Raw genomic sequence first — 9,970 nt, 5'->3', positions numbered from 1 at the left:
ATAGATGAAATACAAATGACAGCTAAGTTTAAAAAATAAGAATTATCCTTCATTAAAACCTAAAATTTTAAAAAAATCTATTAAAGCTTCCATATATATCTTCTTAATCGACTTTATTTAATTATTAATAGAATTCTACTAATATTAAATAAAAACTTCATATTTTCCATTCTCACGCATGTTTTTTGGAGCATAAAAAATAGACCCCATTGGGATCTATTTTGAAAAGTCTTCTACTATGTTGTCAAAGAGTTTTGAGTCTGCTCCGCTCAAGTTATAGTAAATATCGTTTACTCTAAGTGTAAGCCCTGTTTTTACGAATGATATTTTGTTGCCACTTACGAAGTAGACATTTACATAGGAGATTATTTCTGCGTTTATATCTTTATTCGCTTGCTTCCCTCTAAGTTTGTTTAGCTTTTTGACAATTTTTTCGACATCTTTTTTGTCCTTTACGTTTTTCATATTATTGCTTTTGTTTGAAACAATCTCAATATAATCCACGTCTTTGCTATTTATATCAACGAGTTTATTCCTTGATGATATGAGACTTGCAGAAAATATGAGAAGTACTACAAAAAAAACTATAATAACCATTTTTGATCTGTTAGATGATTTTTTTTGTCTTGCCATTATATTTTTAATACTCCATTCATAAATACATAGGCCCTGCCGCCAACGCGCACGCAGTCCTTTTCGTCATTTAAAATTGCCTTAACTCTTGATTTTCTGCCCAAGACTGTGCCCTGAGTCGCTATGATATAATCAGATGCATTTATTTTGTTTTTGATCAAATAATACATTGTAGCAGCAGTTGATGTGCCACTTCCAAGCTCTTCACGCACTCTAATTCTTGGTGAAAAAGTCCTCTGACTTATGTTTATTCCGTCTTCAGTTGTAAATGCGTGGATTGATATGCAGTCAAATTCTTCTGTTATTTTAAGCGCTTCCTCTTCATTAAGATTAATGCCCTCAAGTGTTTCGTAATCTTTTACTGGAACAAGTATGTCCTTTGCTCCCGTTGAAATCATCTCAATCTTCGCATCTTCTTTTATTTTTAATCCAACTTCACTTTTCTCTATTCCCAAAATTTTAGTAACTCTATCTGCTATATTTGTATCTACTTCTTCAAACTCTTTTAGCTTAAGCTTCATGTAAATATTTTTGATTTTGGAGTTTTTGTATTCAAGTTCAACTGGTATTTTATCTATCTTTGTGTGTTGCAATACTTTAACTATTCCGTCTTCAATGGGCATTATATACTCATTTTCAGCCAGTGCATAAAATGTTGCAATAGTCGCATGTCCACAGAGTTTTATCTCTTCATAAGGTGTAAAAAATCTTGTTGCATATCTGCCAATATCCAGCCTTTTTATAAAGACCATAACTGATTGATTGTAGTCGCGGGCAATATTTTGCATCTCTGTGTCAGAGAGATTCCAATCATCTATTACTACACCTGTGGCATTGCCCATAAATGGCTTGTCTGTAAAAGCAGATACCAAGTAAGTTGTGTAGAATCTTTCCATTCTTTTTAATTCCCTTCCAATATAATTTCTACAATTCTTGAAAGATCTTCTTCGCTGTAATATTCGATTTCAATCTTTCCTTTTTTTCCTTGTTCTTTAAACATTACCTTTGTGCCAAGCTTCGAAGTCAAGTCGTCGCGGACTTTTTCTTTAAATATGTCGAGTTTTTTCTCCTTTGGCGAAGGTTTTTTCTTGTTGTCATTTACTGGCAGTGTATCTTTTACAATCTTCATGGCCTTTTTGTACTGCTCATCTTTATCTTTAATCGAAAGCAGGTTTTTGCCATGAGATGGGCTAATTTCACCTTTTTCTAATAGCTTTAATACACGTGGATCAAGGTTTAGAAGCCTAATTGTATTTCCAATATACTGTCTACTTTTCCCAATTTCTTCTGCCAATTCTTTTTGTGTGAGATTTTGTGAGTCCAAAATATGTTTGTAACTCATCGCCTCTTCTACAGGGTTTAGATCTTTTCTTTGAATATTTTCTATTATAGAAATTCTGTCTGATACATCTGTAGAAATATCTTTTATAATCGCTGGCACCTTTTTAAGTCCTGCTTTTTGAGCAGCTCTAAACCTTCTTTCCCCTGCAATTATAATGTATTTGTCGCCTTCATCTCTTACAAGAAGTGGCTGAATTATGCCATATTTTTTGATTGATTTAGAAAGTTCTGTAATTTCTTCTTCATCAAACATCTTTCGAGGTTGATCAACATTTGGAACAATTTTTTCTATTTCAATCTCTTTTAATTTGCTATTTTCGTCTTCAATTACTTCTCTTATTTGCTCGCTGGAGGCCAAAAAATTTCCAATGCCTCTGCCAAGACCTGTCTTTTTAGTCATTCATCTCACCTATAATTTCATCTGCCAAGCTAGAGTAGGCCTTAGCCCCTTTTGAGGTTTTATCATACTCAAATATGTTCATTCCAAAACTTGGTGCCTCTGCAAGTCGCACATTTCTAGGAATTACAGATCTAAATACCTTGTCCTTAAAGAAGCTCTTCACTTCGTCTACTACTTGTAGAGATAGATTAGTTCTTCCATCAAACATGCACATCACCACGCCGAGAATACCCAAGTTTTCGTTAAAGTTTTCCCTTACTAGAGTTATTGTGTCCATAAGTTGTGAGACTCCCTCTAGGGCATAGTATTCGCACTGAACAGGTATAAGTATTTTGTCACTTGCCACAAGGCTCATCATTGAAAGTATTCCAAGAGATGGCGGAGAATCGATTATCACATAATCGTAGTCGTCCTTAACTTGATCTACCATGTTTTTTAAATCAAATTGCCAGTCGCCTCTCTTAGCAAGTTCAATTTCAACTCCTGCAAACTCACCACTTGCCGGTATAATGTCCAAGTTCTCAGTTTTAGTTTTGTAAATTGAGTCTTTGTTTTTTTCAATTAAAAAATCATAGATGTTATTTTCAAATTCATAAAGTCCAAGTCCCGAAGTGGAGTTTCCTTGCGGATCCATATCAATGACGAGAACTTTTTTCTTCTTTAAAGCCAGTGCAGCAGATAGGTTAACCACTGTTGTAGTCTTGCCTACGCCGCCTTTTTGATTAAAAGTTGTTATTACTACGGACATTTTCTACCTCATTTCTACTAATATAATATCATGTTTAAGATTAATTTAAAATACGAATCGCGATTATTTAAAAATAATGCTCTACGTGGAGCGTAAAATTATCCAAATGCTCTACGTGGAGCATGAAAAATTTTATAACAAATCTTTTAGTGCATATTAAAAATAATAGAAAATTTTGCAAATAAAAAATGCTCCACGTAGAGCATACGCGAAGCATTTATTTATTAAAGCGGATTCTTTCTAGGTTTTCCGCCACCCCTTGGATATTTTTTATTCGTCGTCTTTACTTTTTTTATAACAACGAGGTAATGTTCGATGTCATTTGGAAGTGGTACCTTAATAACATCTTCTATCTCAGCACCCATTATTTTTATTGCATTTTCTGCATCCTTAATCTCATCTTTATACTCTGGACCTTTTTGTGAAATGAAGTATCCGCCAACTTTTACAAAACCAAGTGCATATTCACTAAGTGTTGCAAGATTAGCAACAGCTCTTGAAATTGCAATGTCATACTGCTCTCTGTACTTCACGTCTCTTGCAATCTCTTCGGCTCTTGCGTGAATTGCCTCGATATTTTTAAGTTCAAATTTATCTATAACAAGATTTAAAAAATCAATTCTTTTCTTGAGTGAATCTAAAAGAGTTATGTCTAAAGACTTGTCATAGAGCTTTAATGGAATTCCAGGAAACCCTGCACCCGTTCCAATATCTATAATTTTTTTGTCGTGATCGATTAACTTTGTTCTAAATATTGAAAGGCTGTCCAAAAAGTGCTTTACATTGAAGTCGTCATCGTCTGTAATTCTAGTCAAATTTGTGTGCTCGTTATACTCCAACAAAAACTTTTTAAACTCTTCAAATTCTTCTATATTATCTGTGCTCAAATTGTACTGGTTAAAATAATCAGCTAGCTTCATTTTGTCTCCTCTTGTGTTCCAAATATATTAAAAGCACGTTGATGTCTGCTGGTGAAACTCCAGTAATTCTTGATGCTTGTCCAATTGACTCAGGTCTTATATCTTGAAGTTTTTCCTTTGCTTCGTTTCTAAGTCCCTCGATCATCTTGTAGTCAAGGTCTTTGTCAAGCTTTTTAGTTTCAAGCTTTTTAAACTGTCTTATTTGAATCTCTTGCTTTTTAATATATCCTTCGTACTTAATTTCTATCTCAACATTTCGAACGATGTCTGCTCTTACATCTGGTCTTTCTTTATCTAGCACTGCAAGTTTTTCGTAATCAAGCTCTGGTCTTTTTATAAGTTCATAAATTGAAGAAGTATTAGTTAAGTCAGTTGAACCAAGCTCTTCCAAAATTTTATTGTTCTCAGCAGTTGGTGTAATCTTAACTTTCTTAATTCTTGCAATCTCTTTTTCAATTTCTTCTTTTCTATAGATAAATCCAGCGTATCTCTCATCGTCGACAAGACCAATGTCGCGTCCCTTTTGTGTAAGTCTTAAGTCTGCATTATCTTGGCGAAGAGTAAGTCTATATTCTGCACGAGATGTCATCATTCTATATGGCTCTTTTGTGCCCTTAGTTACTAAATCATCAATGAGTACTCCGATATATGCTTCTGATCTATCTAGTATAAAAGGCTCTTTTCCCTGAACTTTAAGTGCAGCGTTAATTCCTGCAACAATTCCCTGTCCAGCAGCTTCCTCGTATCCACTTGAACCGTTAATTTGTCCTGCAAAGAACATTCCCTTAAAGTCCATGTGCTCAAGTGACCTTGTAAGAAGTGTGGCATCAATTGCATCGTACTCAATCGCATAGGCAGGTCTTAATATTCTGCAATTTTCAAGACCTATAATCTTTCTGTAAAATTGTTGCTGTACTTCTACTGGTAGAGATGAGGACACACCTTGAATGTACATTTCATCAGTGCTTAGGCCCTCTGGCTCAATGAAAACTTGGTGAGAGTCTCTGTCAGAAAATCTCATTACCTTATCCTCAATTGAAGGGCAATACCTTGGTCCTTTTCCTTCAATGTCTCCAAGTGCAAGGGCTGATCTTTCGATATTATCCCTTATTATTTGGTGACATTCTGGAGTTGTGTAAGTCAAAAAGCAAGGTTCTTGCTCCTTGTTTAAATTTTTGTCGATGTTAGAAAAAGAAAATGGAACTACATTTTCATCGCCATATTGAGGCGCCATTGTTGAAAAATTAATGGATTTTCTAAGAACTCTTGCCGGAGTACCAGTTTTTAGCCTTAAAAGTTTAAGTCCAAAGTCCTCTTCTAGTGATTTAGAAAGGTGATTTGCTGGGCTAAATCCACTTGGTCCAGCTGGAAAGTTTACTTCACCCATGAATATTCTTGAGCGAAGATAAGTTCCAGTGCATAGAACTACAGTCTTTGTGTTGTACTTTGCGCCGTCCCTTGTTAGGACACCTGTTATTTCGTTTCCATCCCTTAAAATTCTAACAGCTTCGTCTTCAACAAGGTATAAATTATCTTCATTTTCCAAGACTCTTTTCATTACCTCGTGATATCTTCTCTTGTCGGCCTGTACTCTTAGTGAGTGAACAGCAGGCCCTTTTGAAGTATTTAACATTCTTGACTGAATAAAAGTCTTATCTATTACCTTTGCCATCTCGCCACCAAGTGCATCAATTTCACGCACTAGGTGTCCCTTGCCAGTTCCTCCGATGTTTGGATTGCAAGGCATTTCTGCAATTGAATTTAAATTTGTAACCAAAAGAAGAGTCTTGGCACCAAGTCTTGCAGCTGCAAGTGCCGCTTCACTTCCGGCATGGCCTGCACCTATTACAACTGTGTCAAAATCTCCCGCTTCATAATATCTAATATCTGCCATTTAAACCTACTTCCCAATACAAAATTCAGAAAATACTCGGTCCAAAATGTCTTCTGTCGTAATTGTACCTGTAATTTCTGATATATGATTAATAACATTTTCAAGATCCACTGCAATTAGATCCAAAAATACTTTCTGATCAATCCCCATTTTTACAGCTTGAAGGTCCTTTTTAGCTTCCTTAAGGGCATTGATGTGTCTTATATTTGAAAGAACTCCAGCTGATGAAATTTTAATTTCTCCGTCAAAGAACATATCCTTAATTAAGTCTTCAATCTCTTTAATTGACTCATTTTCCATTACAGAAAGTTTTAAATAATCATCTTTAAAATTTTCTTTTATTTCTTCGTCGCTAATCTCTTGAGGTAAATCGTCTTTATTTAAAATGATGATGTGCTTCTTGTCCTTAATTAGACTTAAAATTTCTTTGTCGTCATCATCGAACTTGCGAGATAGGTCAAATATTGCAATTACAAGGTCTGCGTCCTTTAACTTATCCTTTGCAATTGATACACCAATTTTTTCCACTTCGTCTTCTGTCTCGCGAATTCCCGCAGTATCAGTAATCTTTAGAAGCACTCCGTCAAGATTTATATAGTCTTCAATTATATCTCTTGTTGTCCCAGCAATGTCAGTTACAATCGCCCTGTCATATCTTAAAAGTCCATTTAATAAAGATGACTTGCCCACATTTGGCTTTCCAAGAATAACTGTATTTATTCCGTCTCTTAAAAGTCTTGAGCTCTTAGAATTTTCAAGCAAATTGTCTATTTTAGAAACAATTCCCTCATACCTCTTCTCTAGCTCTTCATATGTCGCATCCTCTATCTCATCATCTGGAAAGTCGATATTTGCAACGATTAGAGCCTGCATAGATATAAGCTCATCTTGCATTTTATTTAAAATAGTGCTCAAAGATCCACTAAGCTGATTTAAACCGATATCAAAAGAAACTTCTGTCTTCGCCTTAATCATATCGATTATACCTTCAGCTTGAGTTAAGTCGATTCTGCCGTTTAAGAAACCTCTCTTGGTAAACTCTCCCCTCTCGGCGAGCCTTGCACCATTTTCAAGCAATAAATTTAGAATCCTCGTAACGGCTACAATTCCGCCGTGGCAGTGAACTTCAACAATGTCCTCTGCCGTATAAGAATGAGGTCCTTTCATTTTGACAACTAAAACTTCATCAACTGGCTTGTCGCCATCAAAAATGTGGCCATAGACGAATTTTCTGTTTTCAGCATCTTTCATCTTCTTTTTATTTTTCGCCACAAAAATTTTATCTATAATATCAACGCTTTCTTCTCCACTCATGCGGACAATTGCGATTCCCGCTTCGCCCACTGCCGTGGAAATAGCTGCTATTGTATCATTTAAGTTTTCCATATAATCATTCCTTTAAAAATTAGTAACTCATCTTTTATCTATAATACTACATTTATCTAAAACAAAAAAGAAGCCTTTTAAGGCCTCTATAGATTACTTAGAAAATTACAAAGCTCTAAAGAAATATTATCCTATGGAAGAAATTGTAGAAATTTTAACTTGAAATAAATCGCCCGAAAAACGCACTGTTTGAGCTCAAGCGAGTTTACGTTTTTCAGATTTATGAAAGTATGAAATTTCCAATTTCTGTAATGAGATAATATTTCTTGAGCTTTGTTAAAAATTCTCATGAAGCCTTTTAAGGCCTCTTCTTAATATTTTCTTTCTTTTTGAATTACCACTTTTCTGAATGGGTCTTTGCCCTCAGAATGAGTTATAACTCCTTCAAAATCTTGAAGAGATGTGTGGATGATTTTTCTTTCATAAGCATTCATTGGCTCAAGTCTTACAGATCTTCCGGTTTTGATAACTTTATTTGCAAGCTTTACTGCAAGCTCTTCTAGAGTTTTCTTTCTCTTTTCTCTGTAACCACTTGTGTCCAAAGTAACTCTTATATATCTTGAAGACTTCTTGTTTACGATTAAACTCAAAATATATTGAATAGAATCAAGAGTTACTCCTCTTTTGCCTATTAAAATTCCAAGCTTATTTTCATCGCCAAGTACATTTACCTTTAGGTTGTTGTCTTCTAAAACAATACTTAGATCATTTTCAAGCTCAAAAGTCTCAAGAATCTTTGTCATAAACTCTTTTGCAGTTTCGACAATTTCTTCATCAGAGTCTTTTTCGTTTAATTCTTCTATCTCTTCTTTTTCTTCACTTTCATCGTGAATAACATTATTTTCAACTTCAGGTTCAACTTCGTGAACGTCTGTGTGGCTCTTCTCTGGTTCAATATCTTCGCTAAAAATCTCGTTTAGGATGCTCTTAGTATCGTCAGCCTTTTTAGAAACTTTTACAGTGGCATCTTTGGAACCAATAATTCCCAAAAATCCCTTTTGTGCCTCTTCCAAAACTTCGATATGGGCTTCGTCACGAGTAATATTTAGCTCACTTAGAGCCTCTCTTACTGCTTCGTCTACGGATTTTCCCGTCTTAATTACATAATTCATTATTTTTCATTAACCTCTTCAACTTCATCTTTAACAATCTTATTAGTTATCAGTTGTTGAACAATGGCAAATAGGTTCGAAACTGTCCAATAAATTACAAGACCTGCCGCAAAATTTCTTCCCATCATAAAAATCATAATAGGCATTACAACCATCATTGACTTCATCATAGATTGAGCTTGGTCAGCTCCAGGGCCTGCATTTTGAGATGCCGGGTTTTTGCTTGCAATAAAACTTACTAAGAAAGTAGTAACAGCAGCAACAAGTGGCATAACAAGTGACTTGTCTGGCAAATCTAGGTCTATAATGTGAAAGAAGTTTTTGTTAATAGTTGCATACACACCAGGCTCAGTAAAGATATATTGTTCTGGATATAAAAATACTCTATAGAATGCCATCAAAACTACAAGAGTTATAATCATAGGAAGACAACCCGCACTCATCTTGTAATCAGACTCTTTATAAAGCTTTTGTTGCTTAGCTGCAAGAGTTTGTGGGTCGTTTTTATACTTTCTCTGTAACTCCATAATTTGTGGCTGAAGTTTTGCCATTTTCTTTTGATTCTTAGTCTGAGAAATATTAAGTGGCAAGATCAGTACTTTTATAATAATGGTAGCAATAATTATAGATAGTGCAAAAAAAGATATGCTGGCTGGTTCCTCAGGCATAGAACCTTGAAGAATATTGTAAATTAGCCTTACGAAACTACCTAATATAGAACTAATGAAACTCATTAATTATTTCCTCCAATTCTAAATGAGAGGATCGTATCCGCCTTCATGAAATGGGTTACACCTTAAAATTCTCCTTATAGTCAAATAAGTACCTTTAAAAAACCCATACTTTTCGTAGGCTTCATAGCTGTATTGTGAACATGTGGGCGTGAATCTGCAATGTCTTCCAGGAAGTAAATATTTGGAAATCACACTTTGATAGAAACGTATCAAAAGCATACAAATTCGTCTCAAAAATTATTTCACCTTCTTTTGTCTCTTTAAAACATTTAAAAAAGAGTATTTAAGGTCATTAAAATCGGCATCACAAGCACCTTTCTTGACAACAAAAACATAGTCGTATCCACCAGTTAACTTATCAGAGTTTTCCCTAATAATATGCTTTAGTCTTCTCTTTACAAAGTTTCTATTAACAGCATTTCCCACCTTCTTCGTAGTAGTTATGCCAACTCTTGGATAGTCTCTATTGTTCTTTAGCGTAAATAAAGTAAGATACTTAGAGCCAGAAATATTTCGCGCTAAATACACCCTTTGGAATTCACTATTTTTCTTTAAATAACAATCCTTCATCTTTAACTTAAGCCGATAATTTCTTTCTACCTTTTCTTCTTCTTGCTTTAATAACTGCTCTACCTGATTTAGTTCTCATTCTTGCACGAAAACCATGTTCTCTTTTTCTTTGTTTGTTTTTAGGTTGGTATGTTCTTTTCATTGTATTCACCTCATTTCATCTTTTCTATTTTATTGACAAAAGCCCAAATTGTCAAGAGTTTAGAGAGATTTAATATAAAGATAGTAAATT

The 9,970-nt window shown here is 34.6% G+C and carries 12 protein-coding genes; all 12 read right to left on the bottom strand.

The genetic code is table 11. The features are described 5' to 3' along the window. Window positions 1–216: 216 nt before the first annotated feature. The 12 genes from ACOX6R_RS05830 to rpmH all read right to left on the bottom strand — a co-directional run bounded on the left by ACOX6R_RS05830 (window position 217) and on the right by rpmH (window position 9,880). Window positions 217–633, bottom strand: coding sequence for a hypothetical protein (locus ACOX6R_RS05830; protein WP_433448231.1), 417 nt, complete (start codon window positions 631–633; stop codon window positions 217–219). Next, a complete protein-coding gene (locus tag ACOX6R_RS05825; RefSeq protein WP_433448229.1) occupies window positions 633–1,529 on the bottom strand; it encodes a PhzF family phenazine biosynthesis protein in 897 nt (298 codons plus the stop codon). Before ACOX6R_RS05825 ends, ACOX6R_RS05830 begins: the two co-directional genes overlap by 1 nt. Before the next feature lie 5 nt (window positions 1,530–1,534). After that, window positions 1,535–2,374: a ParB/RepB/Spo0J family partition protein gene (locus tag ACOX6R_RS05820; RefSeq protein ID WP_433448227.1), complete on the bottom strand. Its 840-nt coding sequence runs from the start codon at window positions 2,372–2,374 to the stop codon at window positions 1,535–1,537. Further along, complete coding sequence (locus tag ACOX6R_RS05815) at window positions 2,367–3,122, bottom strand: ParA family protein (RefSeq protein WP_433448225.1); 756 nt, start codon at window positions 3,120–3,122, stop codon at window positions 2,367–2,369. The genes ACOX6R_RS05820 and ACOX6R_RS05815 overlap by 8 nt, the downstream gene beginning before the upstream one ends. Window positions 3,123–3,346: 224 nt before the next feature. Next, entirely contained in the window at window positions 3,347–4,042 is a 696-nt protein-coding gene (gene rsmG, locus ACOX6R_RS05810) for a 16S rRNA (guanine(527)-N(7))-methyltransferase RsmG (protein WP_433448223.1), read from the bottom strand. Then, window positions 4,029–5,936 carry a tRNA uridine-5-carboxymethylaminomethyl(34) synthesis enzyme MnmG gene (gene mnmG, locus ACOX6R_RS05805; RefSeq protein WP_433448221.1) on the bottom strand — a complete coding sequence of 636 codons (1,908 nt, stop codon included), beginning with the start codon at window positions 5,934–5,936 and terminating at the stop codon, window positions 4,029–4,031. The genes rsmG and mnmG overlap by 14 nt, the downstream gene beginning before the upstream one ends. A gap of 6 nt (window positions 5,937–5,942) precedes the next feature. After that, a complete protein-coding gene (gene mnmE / locus ACOX6R_RS05800; protein ID WP_433448219.1) occupies window positions 5,943–7,322 on the bottom strand; it encodes a tRNA uridine-5-carboxymethylaminomethyl(34) synthesis GTPase MnmE in 1,380 nt (459 codons plus the stop codon). Window positions 7,323–7,633: 311 nt separating this feature from the next. Further along, on the bottom strand, window positions 7,634–8,434 hold the full coding sequence (gene jag, locus ACOX6R_RS05795; RefSeq protein ID WP_433448217.1) for an RNA-binding cell elongation regulator Jag/EloR: 801 nt from the start codon (window positions 8,432–8,434) through the stop codon (window positions 7,634–7,636). Then, on the bottom strand, window positions 8,434–9,168 hold the full coding sequence (locus ACOX6R_RS05790) for a YidC/Oxa1 family membrane protein insertase (protein WP_433448215.1): 735 nt from the start codon (window positions 9,166–9,168) through the stop codon (window positions 8,434–8,436). Before ACOX6R_RS05790 ends, jag begins: the two co-directional genes overlap by 1 nt. A gap of 18 nt (window positions 9,169–9,186) precedes the next feature. Further along, window positions 9,187–9,387, bottom strand: coding sequence for a membrane protein insertion efficiency factor YidD (gene yidD / locus ACOX6R_RS05785; RefSeq protein ID WP_433448213.1), 201 nt, complete (start codon window positions 9,385–9,387; stop codon window positions 9,187–9,189). Window positions 9,388–9,405: 18 nt separating this feature from the next. Beyond that, window positions 9,406–9,738, bottom strand: coding sequence for a ribonuclease P protein component (gene rnpA, locus ACOX6R_RS05780; RefSeq protein ID WP_433448211.1), 333 nt, complete (start codon window positions 9,736–9,738; stop codon window positions 9,406–9,408). Window positions 9,739–9,745: 7 nt separating this feature from the next. Then, window positions 9,746–9,880 (bottom strand): 50S ribosomal protein L34, encoded by a 135-nt coding sequence (gene rpmH / locus ACOX6R_RS05775; RefSeq protein ID WP_433448209.1) that lies wholly within the window; start codon window positions 9,878–9,880, stop codon window positions 9,746–9,748. Between the last annotated feature and the right edge of the window lie 90 nt (window positions 9,881–9,970).

Origin of the sequence: Peptoniphilus sp., assembly GCF_050943655.1 — a bacterium.
GTDB lineage: Bacteria > Bacillota > Clostridia > Tissierellales > Peptoniphilaceae > Peptoniphilus_A.
The sequence above is the reverse complement of the archived record's forward strand: the minus strand, read 5'-3'. Positions and strand labels throughout refer to the sequence as shown.

Excerpts from the sequence above, each read along its gene's own strand:
- ACOX6R_RS05825 (WP_433448229.1), bottom strand. The coding sequence starts at position 1,529 with ATGGAAAGATTCTACACAACTTACTTGGTATCTGCTTTTACAGACAAG.
- ACOX6R_RS05830 (WP_433448231.1), bottom strand. The coding sequence starts at position 633 with ATGGCAAGACAAAAAAAATCATCTAACAGATCAAAAATGGTTATTATA.
- ACOX6R_RS05820 (WP_433448227.1), bottom strand. The coding sequence starts at position 2,374 with ATGACTAAAAAGACAGGTCTTGGCAGAGGCATTGGAAATTTTTTGGCC.
- ACOX6R_RS05790 (WP_433448215.1), bottom strand. The coding sequence starts at position 9,168 with ATGAGTTTCATTAGTTCTATATTAGGTAGTTTCGTAAGGCTAATTTAC.
- mnmG (WP_433448221.1), bottom strand. The coding sequence starts at position 5,936 with ATGGCAGATATTAGATATTATGAAGCGGGAGATTTTGACACAGTTGTA.
- yidD (WP_433448213.1), bottom strand. The coding sequence starts at position 9,387 with ATGCTTTTGATACGTTTCTATCAAAGTGTGATTTCCAAATATTTACTT.
- jag (WP_433448217.1), bottom strand. The coding sequence starts at position 8,434 with ATGAATTATGTAATTAAGACGGGAAAATCCGTAGACGAAGCAGTAAGA.
- ACOX6R_RS05815 (WP_433448225.1), bottom strand. The coding sequence starts at position 3,122 with ATGTCCGTAGTAATAACAACTTTTAATCAAAAAGGCGGCGTAGGCAAG.
- rsmG (WP_433448223.1), bottom strand. The coding sequence starts at position 4,042 with ATGAAGCTAGCTGATTATTTTAACCAGTACAATTTGAGCACAGATAAT.
- rnpA (WP_433448211.1), bottom strand. The coding sequence starts at position 9,738 with ATGAAGGATTGTTATTTAAAGAAAAATAGTGAATTCCAAAGGGTGTAT.
- rpmH (WP_433448209.1), bottom strand. The coding sequence starts at position 9,880 with ATGAAAAGAACATACCAACCTAAAAACAAACAAAGAAAAAGAGAACAT.
- mnmE (WP_433448219.1), bottom strand. The coding sequence starts at position 7,322 with ATGGAAAACTTAAATGATACAATAGCAGCTATTTCCACGGCAGTGGGC.